This window comes from Enterococcus sp. AAFC-DPL-6103 (assembly GCF_058216595.1).
Genome location: NZ_CM177102.1, coordinates 1,434,221 through 1,460,987 on the forward strand (window position 1 = coordinate 1,434,221; position 26,767 = coordinate 1,460,987).

The 26,767-nt window shown below is 38.3% G+C and carries 26 protein-coding genes; 3 read left to right on the top strand and 23 right to left on the bottom strand.

Translation table 11 applies throughout. The features are described from left to right. Positions 1 to 340: 340 nt before the first annotated feature. The 4 genes from AC4BC3_RS06875 to AC4BC3_RS06890 form a co-directional block, all read right to left on the bottom strand. Positions 341 to 1,111 (bottom strand): ABC transporter ATP-binding protein, encoded by a 771-nt coding sequence (locus AC4BC3_RS06875; RefSeq protein WP_206908118.1) that lies wholly within the window; start codon positions 1,109 to 1,111, stop codon positions 341 to 343. Then, a complete protein-coding gene (locus tag AC4BC3_RS06880; protein ID WP_206899028.1) occupies positions 1,112 to 1,996 on the bottom strand; it encodes an ABC transporter permease in 885 nt (294 codons plus the stop codon). It abuts the gene before it with no gap. Then, positions 1,993 to 3,042 carry a tryptophan ABC transporter substrate-binding protein gene (gene trpX, locus AC4BC3_RS06885; protein WP_490466127.1) on the bottom strand — a complete coding sequence of 350 codons (1,050 nt, stop codon included), beginning with the start codon at positions 3,040 to 3,042 and terminating at the stop codon, positions 1,993 to 1,995. Before trpX ends, AC4BC3_RS06880 begins: the two co-directional genes overlap by 4 nt. A 392-nt stretch (positions 3,043 to 3,434) precedes the next feature. Then, positions 3,435 to 4,034: a hypothetical protein gene (locus tag AC4BC3_RS06890; RefSeq protein WP_206908123.1), complete on the bottom strand. Its 600-nt coding sequence runs from the start codon at positions 4,032 to 4,034 to the stop codon at positions 3,435 to 3,437. 254 nt (positions 4,035 to 4,288) lie between these two features. Here AC4BC3_RS06890 and efbA point away from each other — a divergent pair, with 254 nt between their 5' ends. Continuing rightward, positions 4,289 to 5,992: a fibronectin-binding protein EfbA gene (efbA, locus tag AC4BC3_RS06895; protein ID WP_490466128.1), complete on the top strand. Its 1,704-nt coding sequence runs from the start codon at positions 4,289 to 4,291 to the stop codon at positions 5,990 to 5,992. A gap of 57 nt (positions 5,993 to 6,049) precedes the next feature. Here efbA and AC4BC3_RS06900 read toward each other — a convergent pair whose 3' ends face one another. The 4 genes from AC4BC3_RS06900 to AC4BC3_RS06915 form a co-directional block, all read right to left on the bottom strand. Further along, positions 6,050 to 6,964: a LysR family transcriptional regulator gene (locus AC4BC3_RS06900; RefSeq protein WP_490466129.1), complete on the bottom strand. Its 915-nt coding sequence runs from the start codon at positions 6,962 to 6,964 to the stop codon at positions 6,050 to 6,052. Next, positions 6,961 to 7,665, bottom strand: a complete 705-nt coding sequence (locus tag AC4BC3_RS06905) for a carbonic anhydrase family protein (protein ID WP_490466130.1) — start codon at positions 7,663 to 7,665, stop codon at positions 6,961 to 6,963. The genes AC4BC3_RS06900 and AC4BC3_RS06905 overlap by 4 nt, the downstream gene beginning before the upstream one ends. A 32-nt stretch (positions 7,666 to 7,697) precedes the next feature. Next, positions 7,698 to 8,345: a YfbR-like 5'-deoxynucleotidase gene (locus AC4BC3_RS06910; protein WP_206908157.1), complete on the bottom strand. Its 648-nt coding sequence runs from the start codon at positions 8,343 to 8,345 to the stop codon at positions 7,698 to 7,700. Positions 8,346 to 8,600: 255 nt separating this feature from the next. Further along, on the bottom strand, positions 8,601 to 9,527 hold the full coding sequence (locus tag AC4BC3_RS06915; RefSeq protein ID WP_490466131.1) for a ketopantoate reductase family protein: 927 nt from the start codon (positions 9,525 to 9,527) through the stop codon (positions 8,601 to 8,603). Between the two features lie 137 nt (positions 9,528 to 9,664). Between AC4BC3_RS06915 and AC4BC3_RS06920 the strand changes: the two genes are divergently transcribed. After that, the gene (locus tag AC4BC3_RS06920; protein ID WP_490466132.1) at positions 9,665 to 10,189 is read left to right on the top strand and encodes a TetR family transcriptional regulator; all 525 of its coding nucleotides are present in this window, start codon (positions 9,665 to 9,667) and stop codon (positions 10,187 to 10,189) included. 46 nt (positions 10,190 to 10,235) lie between these two features. Here AC4BC3_RS06920 and pyrE read toward each other — a convergent pair whose 3' ends face one another. The 15 genes from pyrE to AC4BC3_RS06995 all read right to left on the bottom strand — a co-directional run bounded on the left by pyrE (position 10,236) and on the right by AC4BC3_RS06995 (position 26,298). After that, the gene (gene pyrE, locus AC4BC3_RS06925) at positions 10,236 to 10,865 is read right to left on the bottom strand and encodes an orotate phosphoribosyltransferase (protein WP_206908168.1); all 630 of its coding nucleotides are present in this window, start codon (positions 10,863 to 10,865) and stop codon (positions 10,236 to 10,238) included. Beyond that, the gene (gene pyrF / locus AC4BC3_RS06930; protein WP_490466133.1) at positions 10,865 to 11,578 is read right to left on the bottom strand and encodes an orotidine-5'-phosphate decarboxylase; all 714 of its coding nucleotides are present in this window, start codon (positions 11,576 to 11,578) and stop codon (positions 10,865 to 10,867) included. The genes pyrE and pyrF overlap by 1 nt, the downstream gene beginning before the upstream one ends. Next, positions 11,575 to 12,507 carry a dihydroorotate dehydrogenase gene (locus AC4BC3_RS06935; RefSeq protein ID WP_206908188.1) on the bottom strand — a complete coding sequence of 311 codons (933 nt, stop codon included), beginning with the start codon at positions 12,505 to 12,507 and terminating at the stop codon, positions 11,575 to 11,577. Before AC4BC3_RS06935 ends, pyrF begins: the two co-directional genes overlap by 4 nt. Next, entirely contained in the window at positions 12,504 to 13,277 is a 774-nt protein-coding gene (locus tag AC4BC3_RS06940; protein ID WP_490466134.1) for a dihydroorotate dehydrogenase electron transfer subunit, read from the bottom strand. Before AC4BC3_RS06940 ends, AC4BC3_RS06935 begins: the two co-directional genes overlap by 4 nt. 175 nt (positions 13,278 to 13,452) lie before the next feature. Next, complete coding sequence (carB, locus tag AC4BC3_RS06945; protein ID WP_490466135.1) at positions 13,453 to 16,638, bottom strand: carbamoyl-phosphate synthase large subunit; 3,186 nt, start codon at positions 16,636 to 16,638, stop codon at positions 13,453 to 13,455. A 2-nt stretch (positions 16,639 to 16,640) separates the two neighbouring features. Beyond that, positions 16,641 to 17,717 carry a carbamoyl phosphate synthase small subunit gene (locus AC4BC3_RS06950; RefSeq protein WP_206908206.1) on the bottom strand — a complete coding sequence of 359 codons (1,077 nt, stop codon included), beginning with the start codon at positions 17,715 to 17,717 and terminating at the stop codon, positions 16,641 to 16,643. Positions 17,718 to 17,724: 7 nt separating this feature from the next. Then, complete coding sequence (gene pyrC / locus AC4BC3_RS06955; protein ID WP_206908209.1) at positions 17,725 to 19,005, bottom strand: dihydroorotase; 1,281 nt, start codon at positions 19,003 to 19,005, stop codon at positions 17,725 to 17,727. A gap of 18 nt (positions 19,006 to 19,023) precedes the next feature. Further along, positions 19,024 to 19,950 carry an aspartate carbamoyltransferase catalytic subunit gene (locus tag AC4BC3_RS06960; RefSeq protein ID WP_067482255.1) on the bottom strand — a complete coding sequence of 309 codons (927 nt, stop codon included), beginning with the start codon at positions 19,948 to 19,950 and terminating at the stop codon, positions 19,024 to 19,026. Between the two features lie 11 nt (positions 19,951 to 19,961). Beyond that, the gene (locus AC4BC3_RS06965) at positions 19,962 to 21,245 is read right to left on the bottom strand and encodes a solute carrier family 23 protein (RefSeq protein WP_490466136.1); all 1,284 of its coding nucleotides are present in this window, start codon (positions 21,243 to 21,245) and stop codon (positions 19,962 to 19,964) included. 10 nt (positions 21,246 to 21,255) lie between these two features. Next, positions 21,256 to 21,795, bottom strand: coding sequence for a bifunctional pyr operon transcriptional regulator/uracil phosphoribosyltransferase PyrR (gene pyrR, locus AC4BC3_RS06970; RefSeq protein WP_067482259.1), 540 nt, complete (start codon positions 21,793 to 21,795; stop codon positions 21,256 to 21,258). A gap of 272 nt (positions 21,796 to 22,067) precedes the next feature. Further along, complete coding sequence (locus tag AC4BC3_RS06975; RefSeq protein ID WP_206908218.1) at positions 22,068 to 22,973, bottom strand: RluA family pseudouridine synthase; 906 nt, start codon at positions 22,971 to 22,973, stop codon at positions 22,068 to 22,070. Next, positions 22,970 to 23,434 (bottom strand): signal peptidase II, encoded by a 465-nt coding sequence (gene lspA, locus AC4BC3_RS06980; RefSeq protein WP_490466137.1) that lies wholly within the window; start codon positions 23,432 to 23,434, stop codon positions 22,970 to 22,972. Before lspA ends, AC4BC3_RS06975 begins: the two co-directional genes overlap by 4 nt. Before the next feature lie 4 nt (positions 23,435 to 23,438). Further along, entirely contained in the window at positions 23,439 to 24,137 is a 699-nt protein-coding gene (locus tag AC4BC3_RS06985) for a CBS domain-containing protein (protein WP_490467301.1), read from the bottom strand. Next, on the bottom strand, positions 24,130 to 24,513 hold the full coding sequence (locus tag AC4BC3_RS06990; RefSeq protein WP_206908223.1) for a hypothetical protein: 384 nt from the start codon (positions 24,511 to 24,513) through the stop codon (positions 24,130 to 24,132). The genes AC4BC3_RS06985 and AC4BC3_RS06990 overlap by 8 nt, the downstream gene beginning before the upstream one ends. Before the next feature lie 114 nt (positions 24,514 to 24,627). After that, positions 24,628 to 26,298: a formate--tetrahydrofolate ligase gene (locus tag AC4BC3_RS06995; RefSeq protein ID WP_490466138.1), complete on the bottom strand. Its 1,671-nt coding sequence runs from the start codon at positions 26,296 to 26,298 to the stop codon at positions 24,628 to 24,630. 182 nt (positions 26,299 to 26,480) lie between these two features. Here AC4BC3_RS06995 and AC4BC3_RS07000 point away from each other — a divergent pair, with 182 nt between their 5' ends. Next, complete coding sequence (locus AC4BC3_RS07000) at positions 26,481 to 26,684, top strand: cold-shock protein (RefSeq protein ID WP_206899050.1); 204 nt, start codon at positions 26,481 to 26,483, stop codon at positions 26,682 to 26,684. Positions 26,685 to 26,767: the final 83 nt, after the last annotated feature.

The window sequence follows — 26,767 nt, forward strand, 5'->3', positions numbered from 1 at the left end:
CAAGATGTCTTGAATTATTCACAAAACGAAAAGCATCCCATGAAACTTATTTAATTTTCACTCAAAGTGTAACCTCACGAAACGCCTAAACTGTCTTAGATTGTACTAAGTATAGGACGAATGAAAGGAGCTTGTCAATTCCTTTTTCACTCTGTCTCACTAACTAAAAAGAGGCAAGGATAATTGGAACTCCTAATCTCTTTCTTTTCATCCTATTTCGTTAAACTAGGATCAAAAGTACAAAAGTTTGAACAAGATTCCACAGTTTCGTAGACAATGACGATGTGATTTTTTTATTTCTGGCCCCTTTTCATGCTAACAATTTGATAGAATCTTCTTTTTAATCAAGAACTTCCTCAAAAAATTGTAACAAATCACTCATTGATAAATTTTCTTTTTCTTGCGCATTCAAATCTTGAACTATTCGTCCCTTTTGTAACACAATCAACCGATTTCCGTAATTTAGCGCATCTTCCATTCGATGAGTGATCATCAAACAAGTTAATTTTTGTTCCGTGATTCGACGGTTCGTTAATTCCATTAATGATTTTGCTGTTTTAGGATCTAAAGCTGCTGTGTGTTCATCCAATAATAATAGCTCTGGTACTCGAATCGTCGCCATTAATAAACTTAACGCTTGACGCTGTCCGCCAGAAAGTTCACCTGCTGGCGTATCTAAATGGGTTTCTAGCCCATTGCCAACTTCTTCACATAATTGATAGAAAAATTCTTTTTGTTTCTTTAAATTTCGTAGTTGTAACGGACGTTTTTGTCCACGTTTTTGCGCTAATAATAAATTTTCAGCAACAGTCATTCGTGGTGCTGTTCCCATTTTAGGATCTTGAAACACACGTGCCAGAAATGCTGCACGTTTTTCTTCAGAATCTTTTGTAATCACTCGATCTTTAAACAAAATGCTTCCTTGAGAAAGTTGTAGCGTACCCGCAATCGTATTGAACAGGGTACTTTTTCCTGCTCCATTTCCGCCTAAGACAGTAATAAAATCTCCTTCGTTGATTGAGAGATTGATTTCTTCAAGCAAAACTTTATTTTCATTCAGTCCATTATTTACAACTTTTTTTCCATTTTTGATGGTTAAGATTGCTGCCATTTATTTTGCCTCCTTCTCAAAACCAGTTTTTAGATTCAATGCTTTTTTCACTTGTGGAATCATCAAGCAAAACGCAAGGATGATTGCTGAAAATAATTTCAAGTAAGTTGTATCAAAACCTAACTTAATGACAATCAAAATCAATAATTGATAAATAATACTACCAACAACAATTGCAATCAACCGTTCCGCCAATGTTAATTCCTGAAAAATCACTTCACCAATAATGATTGAAGCAAGTCCTATAACAATTACACCAATTCCCTTATTCACATCTGCATATCCATCATTTTGAGCAATCAATGCACCAGAAAGAGCAATCACTCCATTGGATAACGTTAAGCCTAAAATTTTCATCCGATCTGTTTTGATTCCCAAAGAGCGAGCCATCGTTTCGTTATCACCTGTTGCAATATAACCTTGACCTAAATCTGTATTGAAGAAAAACAGTAAAATAGAGATAATCACACCTAACGCAATCAAACCCAACAAAACTGTATCAAAATAATTTGGTAAGTGGAGTTTTTGGAAACTATCTTGTAAAATTGGACGATTCAACAAGGATAGATTAGGAGTCTTCATCACATATAAAATCACTGAATTTAAACCTGACATCACTAGAATTCCAGCAAGAATAACAGGAATCTTTCCTTTTGTATAAAGTAAACCCGTTACCAATCCAGCAATCATTCCCGCTCCCACGCCTAAAAGTGTAGCAAAAATCGGTGCGATTCCATTCGTTATCGCGGTCACACAAACCGCTGCACCTAATGGAAATGACCCTTCCGTTGTCATATCAGGAAAATCAAGAATTCGATAAGTCATAAAAATGCCCAGACCCAAAATTGCCCAAAGCATTCCTTGTGAAATAGATGATACGATCATTTGTTTTCCTCCTTTGAGCTTTCCGTTGATTTCGTTACTTCTTGCGTCACGTTTTTAGCTTTTTCTTTTACTTCTTCAGGAATCGTAATACCTAGGCGATCGGCTTGCTCTTGATTAATGATGATATCGCCTTGATTGAAGGTGTAAACAGGTGTCGTTGCTGCTTCACTTTTCCCTAATGCAAGTTTCGCTGCCATTTTGCCACTTTGAACACCTAATTGATATTGATTGATTCCAATTGTTGCCAAGCCACCTTGCTCAACCATTGTATCAACTGATGGGATAACAGGGATTTGCGCTTTATCTGCTTCCTTGATTACTGTTTGCATCGCGTTAGCAATCGTGTTATCCAAAGGTATATAGATAACATCAACAGATTGACTCATGACTTGAACTGTCTGTGCAATCTCATTGGTTGAAGGCACTGCATATTTTGTCACAGTTAACCCAGCTTTTTTGGCAGCATCTTCGGCTTGTGCAACTTGATACTTAGAATTATCTTCCGATGACGCATAAAGGATCCCGATTCTTTTGGCTTGTGGTAACAAAGTTGTTGCTAGTTGGATTTGAGCACTTACAGGTGGCTGATCAGAAACACCAGTCACATTTTTCCCAGGTTTATCTAATGACTCAACTAATCCTGCCCCAACTGGATCTGTTACAGCACCCAATACTACTGGAATATCGCTTGTAGTATTTGCTAACGCTTGTGCTGCAGGCGTTGCAATTCCAATCAATGCCGCTGGATTTGCTTGAACAAGTTGTTGGCTCATCGTTGCTAATTTACTTTGATCAGCTTGACCATTTTGAAAGTTTATTTTAAGGTTCTCTCCTTCCACCAAGCCTTCTTCTTTCAATCCATCTTTGATTCCACGATAAATTTCATCTAATGCTGGATGACTGACATATTGTAAAACACCGATTTCTTTTACTTCCGTTGTTGTGGGCGTTCCATTTTTGGTTTCACCCATTTTTTCGTAGATAAAACTACCGACCAAGTAGATTCCCAGTAGCGCTACGACCGCTATCAATCGTTTATTTTTCATTTTCTCCTCCTGTTAATAACTAGTTATTTTTGCTATGAACGATAACAATGTATCGATAAATTGTCTTATTATTAAGCAAACCCAACAAAAAAAGGACAATTCCTGTTACGGCATTGTCCTTAGTACACAAAAAACCGCATAGAAGTCTCTATGCGGTAGTCAAATTTCTTGTCTAGCATAGATACAAACTTTAGATTGTTCTCTAAAAAGTCGTATCTATGGGAAAGTTCGCCATCAATACAACTCATCTACGCCAGTTACGCCATGCATAATTGTTTCCTAGTAAAGCTTGGTTTGATAAGTTCATTGTGGTTCACCCTTTCGTCAAATATTTGATTTAAGTCTAATTGAAATTTTTTTATTCGTCAATAGAAATATTCACATTGTGTAAATTATTGTGTTGAGTCTGTTGTCATTTCAAGTTCAAGCTTTTTAATATTTGCTAATGGAAGACGATTTAATTCCGGTACTAATTCGTTTGAAACATCTGTGATGCCATCTGCGCCAATCACAACTCGGTTCGTCTCTTTACCTCCATCAAAAAAGATAAATGTTATTTGCTCCCTATTGATCCCATACTCTTTTTCTTCTTTGGCTACGTCATAGACGAGAGGATAAAAATAAATTTGGCGATTCAATTCTTCCATTTTTTTTGAATCATTTAAAATAGTCAAGACTTGTTCATAGTTTTTGCCTTTTGGTACGCAAAACATGACTGATATCGCTTTGCTATCAGTGATTGTTTGCTTGGCATTACTGTAATCAAACCTTTTGACTTTATCAGAGGTAATCGTTGAATAGACCAAACTATCTACTTGATCTGCCTTGATTTTCTCAGGTAAGAAAATCATTGATCCTGCTAACAACACTGCTAAAAAAAGTAGGCCACCAACACGCCAAAAATATTTGACTGGATTTTCCGCAAATGCATCAGCAAATTCTATCCAGCTTTCTTGTATTTTTTCTTTTATTTCTCCCCAGATAACAAACACCTCGTTTCTTCTCCTTCGATGTTACTTATTCATTTTCTTTATTATACCTATAAATAAGTATTTTGACGAAAAAATTCGTATCTTTACTCGAAACTTTTTCTATTTATACAAAATATAAGTTCTTTTTCATAAGTCAATCACTAGAAGTTTTCAATGAAAAAGACGAAATCGTTACTAATGTTACACCGTCATTGGTCTTTCTGATTGTTTTTCGTTATAATGAAACTAATTATGAAAAGAAAAGAGGAAGAACTATGTCCTTTGATGGTGTTTTTACCCACGCAATGGTTAGTGAGTTGCGTGATACCTTATTATCTGGTCGAATTTCTAAAATTCACCAACCTTATGAAAATGAAATCATTTTAGTTATTCGCTCTCGCGGAGCCAATCACCGCTTGCTATTATCTGCTCATCCTAGCTATGCACGAATTCAGATTACGCAAATTGATTATCAGAATCCTGATACGCCTCCTAACTTTGTAATGATGTTAAGAAAACATCTTGACGGTGCTTTGTTGGAAACAATCGAACAGGTTGAAAATGACCGTGTCATTCATTTTCATTTTACAAAACGAGATGAACTAGGTGATCTACAAAATATTGTTTTGATTGTTGAGCTGATGGGTCGACATAGCACAATTGTGTTAGTCAATCGTGAAACCGGGAAAATTCTAGATGCTATCAAACATATCGGAAGCTCTCAAAATACTTATCGTTCACTGATTCCCGGTGTCACTTATGTTGCCCCACCGAAACAAGAACAATTAAATCCATTTTCAGCAGAAAAAGAAAAAATCTTTCAACGTCTTTCTCAGTTAGAACTAACACCAAAAATTTTACAGCAACATTTTCAAGGACTTGGTTTTGATACAGCGCAAGAATTAGCAAGTCGTTTAACTGAACAACCCAATAAAAAAATGGTTGTTTGGGAAAACTTTTTTCAGCAGTTAGATACTAAACTTTCTCCTACTCTTTATGAAGCAAAAAATAAAGATTTCTTTACACCTATTTCCTATCGATCAATCGAAACAACTGCGGATCAAGTAACAAATTATTCAACCTTGAGTGCTTTGCTTGATGGCTTTTATCACGATAAGGCAGAAAAAGACCGCGCCAAACAGCAAGGTAGCGAATTGATCCGTAAAATGGAAAATGAACGTAAACGAAATCAAAATAAATTAAAAAAACGTGAACAAACATTAAAAGATTCCGAAAACGCGGAAGATTTTCGTCGTAATGGCGAACTACTGACCACTTTTATGACTCAAGTCCCACGTGGTGCAACAGAAGTTACCTTGCCGAATTACTACGAAGCAGATCAACCTTTGACCATTAAACTTGACCCTACATTAACACCTAATCAAAACGCACAAAAGTATTTCCATCGTTATCAGAAACTAAAGAATGCTGTTAAACTAATTGGTCAACAAATCCAAGAAGCAAAAGACGAAATTCAATATCTCGATTCCGTTTTAGCCCAACTTGAAATTGCAGGTCCCATGGATATTGAGGCAATCAAAGAAGAATTAACTGATCAAGGATACTTTAAAAAAAAATCTGCTAAAAAACAGAAGAAAAAGAAACCTTCTCAACCAGATGTCTATTTTGCTGAAGATGGTACTCAGATTCTCGTTGGAAAAAATAACTTGCAAAATGATTTATTAACAATGAAAACTGCTAAAAAAACCGATTATTGGCTCCACGCAAAAAATATTCCAGGCTCACATGTGATTATCAAAAGTAACGATCCTTCTGATGAAACGATTACACAAGCTGCAGAATTAGCTGCTTACTTTTCAAAATATCGTTATTCAGCACAAGTTCCTGTAGACTTGGTTCAAGTGAAACATATCCGTAAGCCAAATGGTTCTAAACCCGGATTCGTTATTTATGAAAATCAAAAAACGATTATCGTGACTCCTGTTGAAGAAGCAATAACAAAAATGAAAAAACAATAGTAAAAAGCCGAGACGATGAATGGTCTCGGCTTTTTATTGGCTAAAATATTAACGAAATTATTTTTTGTGTGTTCCTTCATTCATCAACAAATTTGTTAATCTGTGAATAAAATGCTGTGCTTCTACACTTAACGTACGTTTGCCAGAATGAATAACACAGAGTTGATTTGGTTGACTATCTGCTAATGGAATAAGCTTTATTTGGTCTTTGATGCCACCAATAACAATTCCTGATCCAGAAGCATAAGCATCTGTTTCTAATACCAAGTTCATCAGCGTGCCACGATCACTGGTATAAACAACGGATTCTTGTGCAGGAATCTCAATTAGATCTTCATAAAAATAGGGGAAATTATTACCATCTTGAGTAAAACGAACTTGAGGATATGCTAACAACTCTTCTTTATGGATTTCTGCTTGTTTTGCTAATGGGTGTCCTTGTCTCAAGAAAATATGCGTGGAAAATGTATGAATCGTTCTGGCAACTAGCTCACCTTGCTGTAAATAACGCATAATCCCAGCTTGATTTTTTTCATTCATGTATAGTACGCCTACTTCACTGTGCTGTTCTCTTACTTCTTCAATCACTTTTGCAGTCGTCGTTTCCATGATTCTGAATTGTTTGATTTCTTGATTGAATTCTGTCATCATTTTTGCAATCAATGGTCCCAAAAAGTCATAATGCTGAGAAGCTACTGAAAACATTTCACGTGTTTCACTAGTTTGATAATAACTTTCAAGTGATTCTAATTGAAGTAAAATTTTTTCAGCACGTTGCAGGAAATCTTGTCCTGCTTCAGTTAAGTATGCTCCTCGATTTGTGCGAGTAAACAAATTGATCCCTAATTCTGTCTCTAATTCTTTGATTCCTGTAGACAAGCTAGGTTGTGAAACAAATAACTTCTTAGCCGCTTCTCGAAAACTACCATTATTCGCTACAGCAATCACATACTTCATTTGTTGAATATTCATGTATTTGACCCCTCAAAATAGTCAATTTTACGATCATTAAGCGCTTGGAGCGGACGATTGTTAGGCTGCGCATACTGCCCTTCAAATGGCGTCAAGAATTCTTGATTTAATTGGCCAACTTGATCCATAACAAACCACTGGATAGGTCCTGCAGTTGGTGGTGTAGTTAATGAGCCAACATAATGATAGTGGCTCTTCTTTTCAGGGAAAAACACAACTGGATTCATCCAATGTTCATGTGCAGCTAAATCCCAGCGTTCTTCATGATTGCGATCATAAAACCAACCATCCTCGCTTCGCAACTCATACATGACTCCAACAACCAAGTTTTCTTGACGATGATTCATGTGGACAAAATGAAATTCAATGTCTTCATGTTTCCCATTTATAATGTGCTCAGAAGGCAGATGGAAATGGATATCTGTCAAATAAAATTTTTCACCTTGATATTCGACATAACTGATTTGGTCAAATGGTACTAAGTGGATCGTGTTTTTAAATTCTTTATCTGTGAATTTTTGACATTGATAGTGAAAAGAAATCGTTTCTTTCACATCACTTACTTCTTGACAAGTAACAAGCGGGATGGGTGATTGCAAGGAAAACTCTGCTCCTTTCGCAAACCAATCGCATAAACTTGCCCAATTCTCTGGTCCTCGCTCGCCCGAGTAGCCCCATTCAACATCCATATTTTTTTTCAACGCTTACGTCCTCCTGAGTCTTTTCATAAAAGTTAGTTCGTTCGTTTTTTTCTTTGTAAAGCGGCGGAAATATCTGCTAAAAACTCTTCTTTTCCAAAAAATTCTTGGTTCAACAATTCTGGAAAGATAAAATCAAAGAAATAGTTTACGCTTGGTCGATGATCGAATTCTTTAATGGTTAAAATCGATTCAATAAACATTTCGCGATAAACTTTTTCAGGATTATTCTTGCTGATTTCATCAAATGATTCATAAAGCAAATCCACTTTGTCCGCGATTGCGAGCAACTCTCCTTCAATCGTGTCATCTTTTCCTTCAAATAATCGACGACGATAAATTTCTTGAAATTCTGTTGGGATTTCTTGATTGATAAATTCATCAGTCATTTTTTCTTCAACTGTGTGTAGCATCCCACGTAGTTCTTTATTTGCATACTTTACAGGTGTTTTGATGTCACCAATAAAGCGTTCTGTATAATCGTGATTCAATGATTTTTCATATAACAGTTTCCAATCAATCGCCTGCCCATTGGCTTCTTCGATATCACCTAAAACTTGTGCGATTGATGCTACTCGAAACGAATGTGCAGCTACCGTGTGTTCAGTGTGCTTGAAGAAGCCAGGCGCACGAATAATTTTTTCTAAATTGTTTAATCCTAAAAGATATTCATTTAAGCCCATGTTGCCATCTCTCCTTCATACTTTTCCAACAATCATAGCATTTACTCTTTATATCATGCAATTACAAAGAACTAAAACTACCAGTTTTTAACTTTTATTTATCACAAGTTTTAAAAAATGTATTTGTACCATTATTTTAGAATAAGAGATACCGATTAAAGAATTTGTTTCAATTTTTATTGATTTGTTTCGTTTTGATTTGAGTTGTTTTCACTTTTCGGAATAAATATATTCCTCTCTTTGGATAACACCTTTTTACTGTTTGTCATGTGCAGCGATTTTAATTAGTTGATCAAGATTGGGTGTTTTCGTACCCGTTTCTTTTTTGAACGCTTCAAAGGAACAAATAATCAACTCGATTTCTGCATAACTACCTTGAGCAGATGCCATCAATGGTGTGGCAAACATTCGTTTCAAACCAATCTTTGTCAGAAATTTATTTCCCAATAAATTTTTCTGAATCTTTGGTACTATTGGATACCCATTTTCTTCTAAGACAGTAAATGCTTCTTTAAAAGCTAAAGCTGTTATAGAAAATATATGATTCATTTCTTGTTTATTTTTCATTTTTTGTCGATAAATAAGATCTAAGCTATTCAGCACCATAATCAATGCCGCATGACTTTTTAGCCAATCAAATAAGGTAGGATCTGATTGCCATTGATAATTCGTTTGAGCAAAAATTTGCTTTAAAAGTTGGGGCATTAGGGAATCATCGGGATCAAGGTAGACTTTCATTTTGCCTCCATTGAAACGTAAAATCGTAATTAAGTTCCCTTCCCTTGTTCCACCAGTATTTTGAAAACCAAAAAAGACTTGTTTAGCTGGATCTTTTTGAACGATTTTTTCTTTTAAAATTTCTGGATTCATTTGATTACCAACAAAAATCACTCTTTGACTGTGATTCGCAGCAATTGGTTCAATCACAGAATCAAAATCATTGTATTTCATTGTGACAAAAATCAAATCATACTTATCTGTTGGCTCTAGTCTTGAGATTATTTTGATTATATCTACTGTTCTTTTCTTCTGAATAACGTGTTTTAACTCAAGTCCATTTGTTTCTAGCTGTTCCTTCGTCTTTCCTCTAGCAAGGATCGTTACTTCATTCTCTTTATTTTTAGTAAGAATATGTGCAAGATAACTTCCTTGAATGCCTGCACCATAAATTAATAGCTTCATTTTTTCTCCTTTATGAACACCTGTTTATAAATCAACGAACATCCAGTATAATAAACAGACTGGCATCAGCAATCAATCATCAAAAATGATAATCTGTTGATTAACAAACACATCACTTAAAACGACAGGAGAATCACATGGATCGACGAGTACGTAAAACACAAACAGCTATTCAAACAGCCTTTTTTCAATTGCTAAAGAAGCAAGGCATCGAACGAGTAAAAGTTAGCGAGATTTGCGAATTAGCTGACATCAATCGCGGAACGTTCTACTTAAATTACTTAGATAAATATGATCTTTTAGAAAAAATGATCCAACAATCCATTCAAGAATTAATTACCTATTGCCAAACAGAAACAACAGAAATAGACGATCTGCTAATAAAAACTTTTCAATTCATTGTAGAGAACCAGGAAACGTATCGAATGTTGATTGCTTCTGATAAACAGGGTCTATTTACTGATTACCTAAAAAAACATATCGTGACTTTTACAGCCATAAACGGTCAGCCACAAACAACGGAAGCAATTTTTATTGCGCATGGAATCGTAGGTGTCTTGAATCATTATTTGTCTTCTTATGAAGCTTCGATTGAATCATTGTATGAAATCAAACCAATTATTGAACGATTTCAGTTACCGACAGACGGAGCAAAACTCTAATATAAAAGACGACAACACTATGAAAATAGTTGTTATCGTCTTTTTATTAAGCATTCCAGTTTTCTGGATCTTTTTTCCAACTTTTTAGCAAATCCAATTCTTCTTCATTGATGTAATTTGCTTCACGTGCTGTTTCAATTAATGTTGAATAATTAGTTAATGTGATCAAAGGTATCTTTGCTTGGGAAAAATTCGTTAATCCTTTGGATAATTCATAAGTAAAAATTGCTGCTACACCTAGCACATTGGCACCTTCACGCGTTGCTGCTTCACAAGCTTCTAACACGCTGCCACCGGTTGAAATCAAATCTTCAATGACAACCATTTTTTGACCTTCGAAAATTCGACCTTCGATTTGATTTCCTTTGCCATGATCTTTTGCTTTGCTGCGAATGTAAACCATTGGTAAATCAAGGATATCTGCAACCCAAGCAGCGTGCGGGATACCTGCTGTTGCTGTTCCAGCAATTACTTCGACTTCTGGAAATTCTGCTTTGATTTTTTTGGCTAAACCATTTGCAATTTCCTGGCGAACCTTAGGATAACTCATCGTGATACGATTATCACAATAAATTGGGCTTTTCAATCCACTTGCCCAAGTAAATGGTTGTGTTGGGTTCAAGAATACTGCTTCAATTTCTAGTAAGTCTTTTGCAATCAATGTTTCAACAGTCATTAGTGTTCGCTCCATTCGTTTTTTATTGTTTGGTAAGCTTCGTAAGGATTTTCTGCTTGTGTAATTGGACGCCCAACTACGATAAAGTTTGCACCAATTTCTCGTGCCCGCTTTGGCGTCACCACTCGCGTTTGATCGCCAATATCTGCACCTTGTGGTCGGATACCGGGTGTCAAACAGACAAATTCAGCAGTTGTAGCATCTTTGATTTTAGTTACTTCCAGTGCGGAAGAGACGACACCATCTAACCCTGCTTCCTGTGCGCAAGTCGCGTAATGGATCACGCTTTCTTCTAAGGGTACTTCAATCAGTTGATCATGATGCATTTCTTCTTCACTTGTCGAAGTCAGCTGAGTGATTGCTAATAATAATGGTCGTTGTTTCCCTTCTGGTGTTCCTGATACTAACCCACGCATCGCAGCTTCCATCATTCGGATTCCTCCGGCGGCATGTACACAAGTGATATCAACGCCTAGCTTCGCTAAACCACGCATTGCTTTTTCAACTGTATTGGGAATATCATGTAATTTCAAATCTAAAAATACCTCGTGTCCTAATTCTTTTAACCAACGGACAATCGCTGGCCCTTCTTGATAAAAGAGTTCCATTCCAATTTTAACAAATAGCTTTTCCTCCTCGGGAAATAATTGTAAAAATTGTTCTACTTCGTTTCGGTTTGAAAAGTCTAAAGCAACAATCGGTCGCTGATTCATTGTTGGCGCTCCTCTCTAACTTCTTGAATAAGTTGTTCCAATGATGAAATACCTAGTTCAGCCATTCGCTGAGGTAAAGCATCAATCAATTTTGGGCAAATATATGGATCTGTAAAATTGGCCGTTCCAACTGCGACTGCACTTGCACCCGCCATAATCATTTCTAATACATCATCAACCGTCTGAACACCACCCATACCAATAATCGGCAGTTTAGAAACACCTGCGACTTGATGAATCAAGCGAATAGCAACTGGTTTAATTGCTGGGCCAGAAAGACCGCCTGTTTGATTCGCTAAAATCGGTTTTCTTGTCTTTAAATCGATACGCATTCCTAAGAGTGTGTTAATCATGGTAAACCCGTCTGCTCCACCTGCTTCAATCGCTAAAGCAATGGGAACGATATCAGTAACGTTGGGCGATAATTTGACATAGATCGGAACCTTAGCAACTTTCTTTACCGCCTGTGTCAGCTGAAAAGCGACATCAGGATCTGTACCAAACGCAATACCTCCGTGCTTTACGTTTGGGCAAGAAATGTTCAATTCGATTGCTTTTACATTAGGTGCGTCACCAATTTTCCCGCAGACTTCCACATAATCTTCTTCGCACGCCCCTGCTACATTGGCAATAATTGGTAGGTCAGGATATTTTTCTAATTCAGGCAATAGCTCATTCATCACAGTTTCTAGTCCGGGATTTTGTAAGCCGATTGCATTCAGCATACCTGATGGGGTTTCAGCAACACGAGGTGTCGGATTACCAAATCTAGCTTTAGGTGTCGTTGCCTTAACCATGATTGAGCCCAGTTGATTCAAATCATAATACTGCCCATATTCTTTTCCAAAACCGAAACAGCCACTGGCAGGCATAATTGGATTTTTCAATTCAAGTCCTGGTATTTTTACTGCTAATGATGGTAGTGTCATAGAATCACCTCTCCCGCTTTGAAAATCGGACCTTCATCACAGACTTTCACACTTTTTGTTTCGTCTTCTGCCTTATGACACACACATGCATAACAAGCACCGATTCCACACGCCATGCGTGATTCTAAAGAAAGTTGAACATTAGGATGGGTATGGAAAAAATGCTCAACCGCTTTTAACATTCCGTTTGCACCACAAGCAAACACTGCATCTGGTTTCTTATTTTCTTCCGCTAATAAAAGATTGCCTACATTTCCTTTAACGCCTGCTGAACCATCATCTGTTGCGATTTTTGTTTCTCCCAGTTGCCGGAATTTTTCTTCGTCATACATGACATCCGCTGACGCAAAACCTAAAAAGTGTTTGACCTTGACACCTTTTGCTTTCAGTTGATGGGATAATTCATATAATGGCGGAATTCCGATACCGCCGCCAATGATAAATGCACAATCCCCAGCTTTTAAGCCCGTTAAGTCAAACCCGTTTCCAAGCGGCCCCATCACATCTAGCGTATCGCCTGCCGTCAACGTTGAAAATGATTTGGTTCCGTCACCTTCTACACGATAAATGATTCGACAAGTATTCGTGCTTGGATCGATTTTATTTAAACTAATTGGTCTGCGTAATAACAAGTCGGCTTTAGGAACACGGATATGAATAAATTGACCCGGACGCTTCATCTCTTGAACTAGTTCACCCTTTAGTGTCAGCTCGAAAATTCGTGGTGCTAACTGATTTTGTTGAATGATTTCCATAACTTCTTGTTTCATATCCACACTCCTATACTTATCGACTCTGTTAAAACTTATTGCTGAACTTTTTTGTACTCAACCTTTTTCACAAAACAGCTCCTCAGAGCAACGCACAACTAGTCAGAAACGATCAAAATGATTCTATTCGTTGTCAATTACTTCTTCGGAGCTAAGTGAATGAGGCGAACCGTTTTTAAATTGCTTTTGTTGAGAACGCCCGTGACTCCATCACTCGGACGATTGCGTCTGCTGTATCAAGTGACGTAAAGAGTGGTACGCCGTGTTCGACTGATTCGCGTCGAATAATAAAGCCATCTTTTGACGCATTCCCGCGGTCTTTATCAATCGTGTTCACAACTACTTGTGCTTTTCCTGTCCGAATGATATCGACTACATTTTCTTCTGTTGTTGTTTCTGAAATTTTTGCTACTGTCGTAACGATTAACCCGTTGTTCCGGAAAAATTCTGCTGTGTGTTTCGTACCTAATAAGCTGTAACCAATCTCTGCAAAGCGTTTAGCTAAGCCTAATGCTTCTTCTTTTGTTTCGTCTGCAATCGTAAAGAGAACTGCACCATAGTCTGGCAGATTTAAACCAGCTGCTCGGAAAGCTTTATACAAAGCTTTATCTAAGTTTCGATCAGATCCCATGACCTCACCAGTTGATTTCATTTCTGGTCCTAAGTATGTGTCGACCTTTTGTAACTTCGTAAATGAGAAGACAGGTGCTTTGACATGGACATCTTCGGTTTCTGGATAAAGACCTGTTTCATAACCTAATTCCCGCAAACTTTGACCCAAAATAGCTTTGGTCGCTACTTGTGCCATTGGAATCCCAGTTACTTTACTTAAAAATGGTACGGTACGGCTTGCACGGGGATTAACTTCGATCACATAAACTTTTTCTTCATGGATAACAAATTGGATATTCATCATCCCGATACAGTTTAGTCCTAACGCTAATCGTTTCGTGTAATCTTCAATTGTTGCTTTGATTTCTTCTGATAAGGTTTGTGGTGGGTACACTGCCATTGAGTCACCTGAATGGACCCCCGCACGCTCAATATGTTCCATAATTCCGGGAATCAGGACAGTTTCTCCATCACAGATTGCATCAACTTCGCATTCACCGCCTATTAAGTAACGATCAATCAAAACAGGATGCTCAGGTGAGGCTTTCACAGCATGTTCCATATAATCCTCTAAGTCACGCTGATTTTCTACAATCTCCATCGCCCGTCCGCCGAGCACATAACTCGGACGAACTAAAACAGGATAACCAATCATCGTTGCGATTTTTACAGCTTCTTCCTTGCTTGTCGCTGTGTCTCCTAGTGGTTGCGGAATCTTTAGTTCTTGTAACGCTTGTTCAAATAAATCACGATTTTCTGCTCGATCCAAATCTTTAATCGTCGTTCCTAAAATTTTCACACCAGCCTTTGCTAGTGGCTCACCTAAATTGATTGCCGTTTGTCCACCAAACTGAACGATAACGCCAATTGGTTGCTCTAACTCAATTACATTCATCACATCTTCAAAAGTCAGTGGTTCAAAATATAGCTTGTCTGAAACGGAGAAATCTGTGGAAACTGTTTCTGGATTGCTATTCATAATAATGGCTTCATATCCGGCTTGTTGGATTGCTTTTACTGAATGAACCGTTGCATAGTCAAACTCCACCCCTTGACCAATCCGAATGGGACCAGATCCAAGTACTAAAACAGAAGGTTTGCCTGAGCGGCTACTTTCATTTTCAAATTCGTACGAGCTATAAAAATAAGGCGTGTTCGATTCAAATTCAGCTGCACAAGTGTCTACCATTTTGTAGACGGGCAACAATTGGTTTTCTTTTCGAAGTTCACGAATTTTTTCGGGTGTTGTCTGCCATAACTGTGCAATTTTTTTGTCTGTAAAACCGTTTTTCTTTGCTAATTTCAACAGTCTTAAATTAGAAGGTTCTTCTTGTAATTGGGCTTCAATTTCAATGATATGAAGTAGTTTATCTAAGAAAAAGAGATCAATCTTTGTTAACTCAGCGATTTCTTCGATTGGGTAACCCCGGCGTAAAGCCTCAGCAACATAAAACAGACGATCATCTTGTGCTCGAACCATTTTTTCAATTAGCTGATCTTCATTCACGTTTACCAGTTCTGGAAGCTCAAGGTGATGTGTCCCGATTTCAAGAGAACGAACGGCTTTGAGCAGTGACTCTTCGATGTTACGACCAATTGCCATGACTTCACCTGTTGCTTTCATTTGTGTTCCCAATACGCGTTCTCCATTTTCAAATTTATCAAATGGCCAACGTGGGATTTTTGCAACCACATAGTCTAAAGCTGGTTCGAATTCTGCATAAGTTGTTCCAGTTACTGGATTTTTCATTTCATCTAAAGTCAAACCCAATGCAATTTTTGCCGCTAATTTTGCAATAGGATAACCCGTCGCTTTACTTGCTAGTGCAGAAGATCGTGAAACGCGTGGATTGACTTCGATCACATAATAATTGAAGCTATGTGGATCAAGAGCAAGCTGGACGTTACAACCACCTTCAATTTTCAATGCGCGAATAATCGAAAGTGAAGCATCGCGCAATATTTGATATTCATGATCAGATAATGTTTGGCTTGGTGCGAAAACAATGGAATCGCCTGTGTGGATACCCACTGGATCAAAATTTTCCATGTTGCAAACAACAATTGCATTATCAGCTGAATCACGCATGACCTCGTATTCGATTTCTTTGTACCCAGCAATACTGCGTTCGATCAAGCATTGCGTAACTGGTGATAAACTTAAGCCATTTTCTGCAGTCATTCGCAATTCTTCTTCATTTTCACACATTCCACCACCTGTACCTCCAAGGGTAAACGCAGGTCGGACAATGATCGGATAGCCAATTTTATTTGCAAAAGCAACGGCATCCTCAACCGTTGTCACGATTTCTGATTCGGGAATCGGCTGCTTTAAGTCTTCCATTAATTTTTTGAACAAATCTCGGTCTTCTGCTTGGTCGATTGCTGAAAGCTTCGTACCCAGAAGTTCAATATGAAGTTCCTCTAAAATTCCTGATTCAGCTAATTCCATCGCCATGTTCAAACCTGTTTGTCCACCTAGTGTTGGAAGCAGTGCATCTGGACGTTCTTTTCTTAAAATGCGTGAAACAAATTCTAAAGTTATTGGTTCGATGTAGACTTGATCTGCAATTTCTTGATCTGTCATAATCGTTGCAGGATTTGAGTTGACTAAAACAACCTCATAGCCTTCTTCTTTTAGTGCAAGACAAGCTTGCGTTCCAGCATAATCAAATTCGGCTGCTTGACCGATGATGATTGGCCCCGAGCCAATCACCATGATTTTTTTGATATCTGTCCGTTTTGGCATTCTTATTGCTCCCTTCCTGCATCCATCATTTCCATAAATTCATCAAATAAGTGTAGTGCATCGTGTGGTCCTGGTGCTGCATCAGGGTGAAATTGCACACTAAAAGCAGGGTAATCGCGATGGCGAATCCCTTCCACTGTTCCATCGTTCACTTCAATATGAGTGACCATTAGTTTATTCGGATCAATCGTGTTTTCATTAACAGCATAGCCATGGTTCTGTGAAGTAAAATCAATTCTCCCTGTCGCAATTTCTCGTACTGGATGATTTAATCCTCGATGACCAAATTTCATTTTATACGTGTCTGCACCATTAGCTAGTGCAAACAATTGGTGCCCTAAACAAATACCAAAAATTGGTACTTTTCCTTGTATTTCTTGAATCATCTTGATTGCTTCAGGCACATCTTTCGGATCGCCTGGTCCATTTGTCAGCATCACACCATCGGGAGCAAGTTCAAGAATCGTTTTTGCTTCAGTATTATAAGGCATGACTGTTAAATTACAATTTCGTTTACTTAATTCGCGCAAGATACTATGTTTCAACCCAAAATCAATGACAACCACATTTCTCCCCGTTCCAGGACTTGGATAAGGTTTGTTGGTTGACACTTGCTGGACTTGATTCGTTGCTAAAACAGTCGCTTTTAATTGATCAAATGCGTGTTCAAAGCTATCACCTGCATCAACAATACTTGCTTTCATCGTTCCAACTTCACGAATTTTCCGCGTTAAAGCTCTTGTATCGATTCCCGAGATTCCCGGAATCCCTTTTTGTTTCAAAAACGCATCTAACGTCATTTGATTGCGCCAGTTTGAAGCCACTCGCGCATGTTCTTTCACGACAACACCCTTACAAGTCGGCGAAATCGACTCGTAATCATCTCGGTTCACACCATAATTTCCGACCATTGGATAAGTGAAGGTAATGATTTGACCATTAAAACTTTGGTCTGTAATCGTTTCTTGATACCCAGTCATACTTGTCGTGAAAACAATTTCACCAAAAACATTTGCATCTGCTCCAAAGGCTTGTCCTTCAAATACAGTTCCATCTTCTAAAATCAGTAATCGATCCATACTGCTCCTAGACCTCCTTTTGCCAAGCAATTTTTCCGTCAACGAATGTCAACAATGTTTCCCCTTTGACCGTCCAATCAACGAATGGTGTATTCTCACCTTTTGACAAGAAGTCTTCTTTCGCAATTTTATACTCGTGTTCGATATCAAACACTGCAATATCTGCCGGCGCACCAATGGTTAGTGTACCAGCGTTCAAGTTAAAAATCGCTGCTGGTTTAACCGCTAGCCAGCCAATGACTTGTTCTAGTGTAAAAATACCAGTTTCAACAAAATGAGTATAAATCAACTGAAAGGCTGTTTCGCTTCCAACGATTCCAAATGGCGATTTCAAGAAGCTTTGACTCTTTTCTTCTAGACCATGAGGGGCATGATCTGTCGCGATACAATCAATTGTTCCATCAAGTAATCCTTCAATCAGTGCTTCGCGATCTTCGCGCCCACGTAGCGGCGGATTCATCTTCCAAAAACCAAAATCTTCTGGAATATCCTCATCAATCAGAAGCAAATGGTGTGGCGAAACTTCAGCTGTGACATGAACACCAGCCTTTTTCGCGTCGCGGATGATCCGAACACTTTCTTTGGTTGAGACATGACAGACGTGGTAATGGACACCTGTTTCTTCCGCTAAAATTAAGTCTCTCGCAATTTGTGAAGATTCAGTTGCACTTAAAATTCCCGGCAAATCCAATTCTTCGGCTTTTTCGCCCGCATGCATGACGCCGCCGAATAATAAGGACTCATCTTCAGTATGGGCAACCAGTGCTTTATTATTTTTTGCAGCTTCTTTCATTGCTAGATACATCGTGCCTGCCGTCTGTACACCAACACCATCATTGGTGAACGCAAAAGCACCTGCGTCAATCAGCGCCTCTTGATCGACTAAAACTTCACTTCGGAGTTTTTCAGTAATTGGTGCATACTGTAAAACTTTCACTACTGCATCTCGCTTGATGATTTCATAGACTTGGCTTAGTTTTTCAGCAGTATCAGGTACAGGATCTAGGTTAGGCATTGCACACACTGTAGTAAATCCACCATGTGCTGCTGCTTTTGTTCCTGCTTCAATCGTTTCTTTATACGTAAAACCAGGCTCTCTTAAATGAACATGTACGTCGACAAGTCCTGGTGTGATGAGTTGTCCTTTTGCGTCAAACACTTCATCAAATTCAGTCTCAGAAAATCCCGTACCAATTGCTTTGATTTTTCCTTCTTCAATCCAAATTTCTGCAGGTGTTGTTTCATTTTTTCGTGTAATGATTTGACCGTTTTTAATGAGTGTTTTCATGTCTTCGTCCTCCTACTTTTACGCTTTTCCGTTTAGTACTGCCTCTAGAATTGCCATTCTGACAAATACGCCATTGCTCATTTGTTGAACAATTCGTGACTGTAATCCCTCAACTAATGAATCGGCTAGTTCAACGTCACGATTGACGGGTGCTGGGTGCATGATAATTGCATGTTTTTGCATTTTCTTCGCCCGTTCAACAGTTAAACCATGTTCTTGGTGATAGCTTTCTTTTGAGAAACTTTCTTTTCCATCATGACGCTCATGCTGTACTCGGAGCATCATCATTACATCTACCTGGTCGAGTAATTCATCCAATGGCAAGTAGTGCCCGTAAACTTCAAATTCATTGTCATACCATTCTTCTGGCCCAGAGAAGAAAACTTGTGCACCTAGGCGTTTCAACATTTGCATGTTTGATTTTGCGACACGTGAATGTGTGATGTCACCAACGATAGCTACTTTCAATCCGTCAAAATGGCCAAATTCTTCGTAAATCGTCATCAAATCTAGTAAGCATTGTGTTGGATGCTGTCCACTTCCATCTCCACCGTTGATAATCGAACATTGAATCGTTTTACTTTGAATCAAGTCTTCATAGTAGTTTTCATCTCCATGACGGATGACTGCAACATCTACTCCTAATGCGGACATTGTCAAAACCGTATCGTAAAGTGTTTCTCCTTTTGAAACTGAGCTTGTGCTTGCTTCAAACTCGATTACTTCTAATCCCAGCTTTTTCTCAGCTACATCAAAACTTTTATGTGTTCTTGTACTATTTTCAAAAAATAAGTTAGTTGCAAAATATTGGCTCTTTTGTGGTGTCCATTTTGCCCCTTGTTTGAACTCTTGCCCGCGACGAATCAAGCCCATAACTTCTTGGTCTGTTAGTGCTTCAACGGTTAATAAATGTTTTAAACTGATACGTTCTGATTGGATGATCATGAATGTTCCTCCTAGTTTTCTTCGCTACGTGAAGTTTCTGGTAAGATAAGATTTAAAATGATACCAAGGACAGTTGCTAATGCCATTGCTGATAACGTGAATGTTCCTACTTGGAAGACTAAGCCTCCGATACCGACAACCAAGATGACTGCTGCAATCAATAAGTTTTTCTTTTTATCAAAATCTACTTTGTTCTCAATCAAGATTTTCATCCCGCTAGCTGCGATAACTCCAAACAAGATAAAACTGATTCCTGAAATAACAGGTACAGGGATGCTCAAGATCAAGGCACTCAGTTTCCCGACAAATCCTAAGATGACTGCGAAGAATGCTGCTCCACCAATCACAAATACGCTGTGCACTCGTGTGATTGCTAACACGCCAATGTTTTCTCCATAACTTGTAACTGGAGGGCCACCGACAAATGCTGCAACGATTTGTGCTAAACCGTCACCCATCAATGTTTTATGCAAACCAGGCTCTTCAAAGAAGTTTCTGCGTGTTAATTTGTTCAGTACCATCAAGTGACCGATATGCTCTGTCATCGTAACAAATGCGATTGGCGCCATTGTTGTAATTGCACCTAAGTATAGTTTTGGTTCATATTGAACAAATGGAATTTCAAAGTTTGGTAAAGCAAACCAGGCCGCATCTGCGATTGGTTGCGTATCAACAATCCCAAAGAGTAAGGCAACAATGTAGCCACTTACGATTCCTAACAAAATTGGAATCAATCCAAGAAATCCGCGTAAGAACATGTTGAAGAAAATCGTCAAACCTAACGTGATTAGCGCTACAGCAATGTATTTAAAATCGTAATTGCCATCGTTGTACATTGCATTATTTGCGGCATTTGCTGCCAATCCCAATCCGATAACCATGATTACTGGCCCAACAACGATTGGTGGTAAGATTCGATCAAGCCATGCTGCACCGATTTTTTTGATGATCAACGCGACGATCAAGTAAACTAATCCAGTAGTGATTGCCCCTTGCGCAATCGCTGGGTAACCATCTGTTTTCATCAACATTTGCATCGCTGCAATGAAGGCGAAGCTACTTCCTAAGTAAGCTGGAATTTTTCCCTTCGTTGTAAACAAGTAAACCAGTGTTCCTAGTCCTGAACTGACTAACGCAATCCCTGGGTCGATCCCGACTAAAATCGGTACTAAAACTGTTGCGCCAAACATCGTGAATAAATGCTGTAAACTCAACCCAACCCAATGGCCTAATTTTGGACGGTCATGAATGTCTAATACGACACTATCATTATGAAATTCTTTTTTCTCTGACATATCTCTTCCCCTATTCTTCCTCTTTTAAAATCATGATACGATCTTGTCCATCAAGCTCTTGCATCTCTACCAGAATTTCTTCTGCTTTTGATGTTGGAATGTTTTTGCCAACATAGTCTGCTCGAATCGGTAGTTCGCGATGGCCACGATCGACTAGGACAGCTAATGAAATTTTTCTTGGTCGACCTAAGTCCATGATTGCATCCATTGCTGCTCGAATCGTGCGACCGGTGTAAAGCACGTCATCAATCAAGATAACTTCTTTTCCTTCTAAGGAAACTGGCACATCTGATGAATGTAGTTCAGGTCCTTCTGCCAGTTCTTTTTTGTCATCACGATACAAAGTGATATCCAACTCACCAACTGGAACTTCGATGTCTTCCAACTGTTTCAATCGTTCGGCAATCCGAGCAGCAATATAAATCCCTCGTGTTTTGATTCCCACTAAAACGATATCTTCGATGCTGTGATTTCTTTCAATGATTTCATAAGTAATTCGTGTCAACGCTCGTTTCATTGTTACTTGATCGACTACTTCTTTGGTTTGCATGATGTTTCCCTCCATTTTTTTGCATAAAAAAACTCCTGCCCTAAGAGGACAGGAGGTATGTTTAGACTGATTGTACAATTTGGTACGTTCATAGATAGCTGATACAGTTACACTGTTAGCTATACTTCGTCTTGAGCATCTCTCATATAGCGCACCATATGGTCGATTACTCACACCCTTCTTAGCCTCACGGGACTAAACTTAAAGGATTACTATTTAATTTTCGTTTAAGCTTTTCGTTGTTAATACTATACCGTTGCTAACATAAAAAATCAATGACTTTTTCTTAATTTTTCTAAAGTTTTTTCAAACACTTCAGGAAGTGGTGCTTCAAAGACCATTTCTTGACCTGTGACAGGATGTGTGAACCCTAGCATTTGTGCATGGAGGAACTGACCATTTCCTGGTAAAGTTTTCTTTGGTCCATATACAGGATCACCTGCCAAGGGAAAACCAATATATTGCATGTGTACGCGAATTTGGTGTGTACGTCCTGTTTCTAATTTTAGCTCAACCAAAGTAAATCCTTCAAAACGTTCTAGTACAGTAAAATGCGTAACAGCAGATTTTCCATCTTCACGAACAGCTTGCATCTTACGATTGACTTTTGACCGACCAATCGGTGCATTGATTGTTCCCTTATCGTGTGAAATTTCACCATGAACCAATGCGACATATTTACGTAAAGAAGTCTTGTCTTTTAATTGTTTAGCCAATGATTCATGTGCTTGGTCATTCTTAGCTACCATCAACAAACCAGAAGTATCTTTGTCAATTCGATGGACGATCCCGGGACGAATCACACCATTGATGGAAGACAAATCTTTGACATGATACATCAATGCATTCACCAAAGTTCCATGGCTGTGCCCAGCTGAAGGGTGGACCACCATACCTTGTGGCTTATTGATAACTGCCACATCTTCGTCCTCATAAACAATTGCTAACGGAATGTCTTCCGCAATGACATCTAGCGTTTCCGGTTCAGGAATCGCTACAAAAAGCTCATCCTTTGCTTTCACCTTATAATTTGCCTTAACTGGTTGACCATTTACAGCAACCACGCCTTCTTTTAACCAAAGTTGGATTTGAGAACGACTATAATCAGGAAATAATCCCGTTAAAACTTTGTCAATCCGCCCTGTTTCTTGTTCAATTGTTGCTCTTAATTCTGTCATTTTTTCACTTGATCCTTTTCATCTAAAATAATATATATCAATATGCAAATCACACCACAAACTAATGAAATATCTGCGACATTGAATATTGGGAAATTCATAAAATCTGTTTGGAACATATCTACTACATAACCTAAACGAACACGATCAATAAAGTTTCCAATCGCGCCAGCTAAGATCAATGCCAAACCAGTCATAAACCAGCGGCCACCTGTCTGCCGATTTTTGATCATTAGATACATGATTGCTATAACAGCAACGACTGTCACCACAGTAAAGAACCACATCTTTCCTTCTAGCATACTCCACGCGGCTCCCGTATTCCGAATATGATTCAGCGATAAAACACCAGGAATCATTGATTGTGTTTCTCCTAATGCTAAGTTACTTGTAATCCACCATTTGACCCATTGATCTACTGCAATCAAAGCGCCACTAACTATCCAATATATAATTAACACACGATCAATCCTTTTCTACTTGTTTAAAAATATCTTTTGGTCGAATAATCCCTAATAGATTACCATCAGGGTTTCCATCTTTTGTAATCAATACCGCTTCCAGTGTACCTTGTTCACGAAACATCAACTCAACTTCGTAGATCTTCGTGTTTGCAGAAACAAATTGATAGTTTGTATATTTCCCATCACCAATAATCAAATCTTTGGCTTGCTTTCGCGTTAAGTCAATCACTCCCTGTTGGCTTTCTTTCGCCAACCAAAACCCAATCGCTCGTAAAGTGATCAATGCTTCAAATTTTCCCTTGTTATACAGTGGAAATTGTGAATAGCGTTTTTGAGCAATCGTCTCTAACAAATCAAGTAAAGGAATATTTTTATCAAAACCAGTCACTTTCTTCGCAAACTTTGGTAACACCGTAGCTGGACGGATCAATGCCTCCTCAATGACTTGAATCTTATCAACTGCCCAGTCATTTGGCTCTGCAATGACAAAGTCTTCAGAAATTCTTTCGTGAACAATTGCGTTTCTTAATTGCGCCATTTGAAATAAATCTTCTTCATATTTACGCACCATCGACCCTTTTTTGCGAGCCAATCGGCGGACTAATTCGGTAAAGCCCATATTACGCGTGTTCCCCATTTCTTCACGCATCCATTTCTCAATACGATTGAAGCTACTTAAAAATACATCAGAGTTACTCATACTCACTAGTGTCCTCCTTGATGACATAAGCTTGGTTTTTAATGAAGAAAAAGAAGCCAATCATGCCAATGACAGCTACCAAGCTATAGAATAGATTACTAAAATAAATGGCACTCAAACTCGTGAAGAAAAAAAGTACCGGATACAATTGCAATAGAAGTAAGTTCATCGTAATAACATACGCATCTTTCGGCAATGCTATTTGATAAACTGCACTTTTTAACCAAAAAAACGATACTTGCATCGTTAGTGGAGCGGCTACCTCTACTTCCACACTGTCTTGCTGATTTAAGTAAATAGATTTTCCATTAATTTGTAGTCGAATAGAACTTCCCATTCCATAAAAACCAGTTTTTCTGGTGAATTTTATTTTCATAATGCCCCTCCTATTATGCTTTAGTATAACTTAAAACTCAACAATGAAAAAGAAAAAGAAGGCCTGACAAAACTTTTGTCATACCTTCCACTTTTTTGAATCATTCATTGAATATTAAAACAAACCGATGACTTCTCCTTGATTTGTTACGTCCATATTTAACGCTGCAGGTTTTTTTGGCAATCCCGGCATCGTCATCACATCACCCGTGAGCGCTACTAAAAAACCAGCTCCCAATTTTGGAACAAATTCTCGAATCGTAATCGTAAAATCAGTTGGTGCTCCAAGCAACGTTGGATCATCTGAAAATGAATACTGCGTTTTTGCCATACAGACTGGTAAGTCACTCCACCCATTTTTTTCAAACTCCTCGATTTGTTTCTGTGCTTTTTTACTAAATTGAACACCTCGACCACCATAAATCTTTTTGACGATTGTCTCTGCCTTCTCCATAATCGTCGCAGTTGATTGATACAACGGTTGATAGTCAGCTGTTTGTTCAGCAATTAGGTCTACTACAGCTTTCGCCAAATCCACACCACCAAGTGCTCCTTGTTCCCATACACTGACACGTTTAGCTAAGATACCTTGGTTTTCACATAACTCCTCTAGCAAAGCAAATTCCGCTTTCGTATCCGTAACAAACTCATTGATTGCTACAATCACAGGAATATCGTACAAACGCATATTTTCAATGTGGCGTTTCAAATTAACAAATCCAGCCTTCAAAGCAGATAAATCCTCTTCAAGTAATTCTGACTTTTGTTTGCCTCCGTGCATTTTTAACGCACGAATCGTTGCAACAATTACAATTGCATCTGGTGCTTTCTTCAAATTAGGAACTTTGATATCAAGAAACTTCTCCGCACCCAAATCCGCACCAAATCCTGCTTCCGTAACCACATAATCAGCTAATTTCAAAGCTGTTTTAGTCGCTAAAATACTATTACATCCATGGGCAATATTGGCAAACGGTCCCCCATGAATAAACGCAGGTGTTCCATAAATCGTTTGAACTAAATTTGGTTTTAACGCATCTTTTAGCAGTAAAGCTAAAGCTCCCTCTACTTTTAAGTCACCTGCAGTGACAGGTTCTTTGTCAAAAGTATAACCAATAACGATACGCGATAGTCGCGCCTTTAAGTCATCTAAGTCAGTGGCTAAACACAAAATTGCCATGATTTCACTGGCTACAGTAATATCAAAGCCATCTTCTCTTGGTACACCTTGGATTGGTCCACCTAAACCGACAATCACCTGCCGTAACTCGCGATCATTCAAGTCAACCACTCGTTTCCAAATCACACGTCTGGCATCAATCTGTAATTCATTTCCTTGATGGATATGGTTGTCTAAAAAAGCTGACAGTGCATTATTCGCACTTGTAATAGCGTGCATATCGCCAGTAAAGTGTAGATTGATATCTTCCATTGGTAAAACTTGTGCGTAACCACCGCCAGCTGCCCCACCTTTAATCCCCATGACGGGTCCTAACGAAGGTTCTCTTAAAGCGATTGCTGCCTGCTTATTGATCTGATTTAGTGCATCTCCTAAGCCAACTGTAACAGTTGACTTTCCTTCCCCCGCAGGAGTTGGATTAATTGATGTGACCAAAATCAATTTGCCATCCTGCTTTTCTTTTAGCCCCTCAATTGCCGAAAAATTTATTTTTGCTTTGTAATTTCCATACAGTTCCAAGTCTTCATAGCCAAGATTCACTTTATCTGCTATCTCAACAATCGGTTTTAAGTCAGTTTCCTGTGAAATTTGTAAATCACTCTTCATCAAACTACCCCTTTACACGAACTTTAATTCAATTTAAACACTTTTTGTTAAGTTATTTTTATTATACACGTTTTCAATTGAAATAAAAAGATAGAATAGATATCTCTTTCATTTATTTGACGTACTTATAAATACTCTTTATAATGTGGCTATGGTAGATTTTAAGAAAGGTCGTGAGTGCTTTGACCCAAGGAATCGTGAAATGGTTTGACAATAAAAAAGGATACGGGTTTATCAGTTATGATGAAACGGAGGAAATTTTTGTCCATTTTACCGCAATCGAGGAAGAGGGCTTTAAGAGTCTGGAAGAAAACCAAGCAGTGGAGTTTAAGATTATTGAAGGCAATCGTGGAACACAAGCAGCTCATGTTAAAAAATTAAGCTAGTTGAGACTATTTATAAGTAAATCTACAAAATAAATGAATAAAAAAATCACAGTTGAGACATTTTTTGTCTCAACTTTTTTATT

Coding starts and splice junctions, on each gene's coding strand:
- AC4BC3_RS06960 (WP_067482255.1), bottom strand. CDS start 19,950: ATGATCATCCAATCAGAACGTATCAGTTTAAAACATTTATTAACCGTT.
- AC4BC3_RS06900 (WP_490466129.1), bottom strand. CDS start 6,964: ATGAATATTCAACAAATGAAGTATGTGATTGCTGTAGCGAATAATGGT.
- pyrC (WP_206908209.1), bottom strand. CDS start 19,005: ATGAAAACACTCATTAAAAACGGTCAAATCATTACACGAAAAAATGAA.
- AC4BC3_RS06940 (WP_490466134.1), bottom strand. CDS start 13,277: ATGAAACAAGAAGTTATGGAAATCATTCAACAAAATCAGTTAGCACCA.
- AC4BC3_RS06990 (WP_206908223.1), bottom strand. CDS start 24,513: ATGAAAATAAAATTCACCAGAAAAACTGGTTTTTATGGAATGGGAAGT.
- AC4BC3_RS06950 (WP_206908206.1), bottom strand. CDS start 17,717: ATGGATCGATTACTGATTTTAGAAGATGGAACTGTATTTGAAGGACAA.
- AC4BC3_RS06965 (WP_490466136.1), bottom strand. CDS start 21,245: ATGTCAGAGAAAAAAGAATTTCATAATGATAGTGTCGTATTAGACATT.
- AC4BC3_RS06935 (WP_206908188.1), bottom strand. CDS start 12,507: ATGACACTACCATCATTAGCAGTAAAAATACCAGGACTTGAATTGAAA.
- efbA (WP_490466128.1), top strand. CDS start 4,289: ATGTCCTTTGATGGTGTTTTTACCCACGCAATGGTTAGTGAGTTGCGT.
- AC4BC3_RS06975 (WP_206908218.1), bottom strand. CDS start 22,973: ATGACAGAATTAAGAGCAACAATTGAACAAGAAACAGGGCGGATTGAC.
- AC4BC3_RS06880 (WP_206899028.1), bottom strand. CDS start 1,996: ATGATCGTATCATCTATTTCACAAGGAATGCTTTGGGCAATTTTGGGT.
- pyrF (WP_490466133.1), bottom strand. CDS start 11,578: ATGAATCAGCGACCGATTGTTGCTTTAGACTTTTCAAACCGAAACGAA.
- AC4BC3_RS06920 (WP_490466132.1), top strand. CDS start 9,665: ATGGATCGACGAGTACGTAAAACACAAACAGCTATTCAAACAGCCTTT.
- AC4BC3_RS06915 (WP_490466131.1), bottom strand. CDS start 9,527: ATGAAGCTATTAATTTATGGTGCAGGCATTCAAGGAAGTTATCTTGCA.
- pyrE (WP_206908168.1), bottom strand. CDS start 10,865: ATGACTGTTGAAACATTGATTGCAAAAGACTTACTAGAAATTGAAGCA.
- pyrR (WP_067482259.1), bottom strand. CDS start 21,795: ATGCAAACCAAAGAAGTAGTCGATCAAGTAACAATGAAACGAGCGTTG.
- AC4BC3_RS06875 (WP_206908118.1), bottom strand. CDS start 1,111: ATGGCAGCAATCTTAACCATCAAAAATGGAAAAAAAGTTGTAAATAAT.
- carB (WP_490466135.1), bottom strand. CDS start 16,638: ATGCCAAAACGGACAGATATCAAAAAAATCATGGTGATTGGCTCGGGG.
- trpX (WP_490466127.1), bottom strand. CDS start 3,042: ATGAAAAATAAACGATTGATAGCGGTCGTAGCGCTACTGGGAATCTAC.
- AC4BC3_RS06995 (WP_490466138.1), bottom strand. CDS start 26,298: ATGAAGAGTGATTTACAAATTTCACAGGAAACTGACTTAAAACCGATT.
- AC4BC3_RS06910 (WP_206908157.1), bottom strand. CDS start 8,345: ATGGGCTTAAATGAATATCTTTTAGGATTAAACAATTTAGAAAAAATT.
- AC4BC3_RS06985 (WP_490467301.1), bottom strand. CDS start 24,137: ATGAGTAACTCTGATGTATTTTTAAGTAGCTTCAATCGTATTGAGAAA.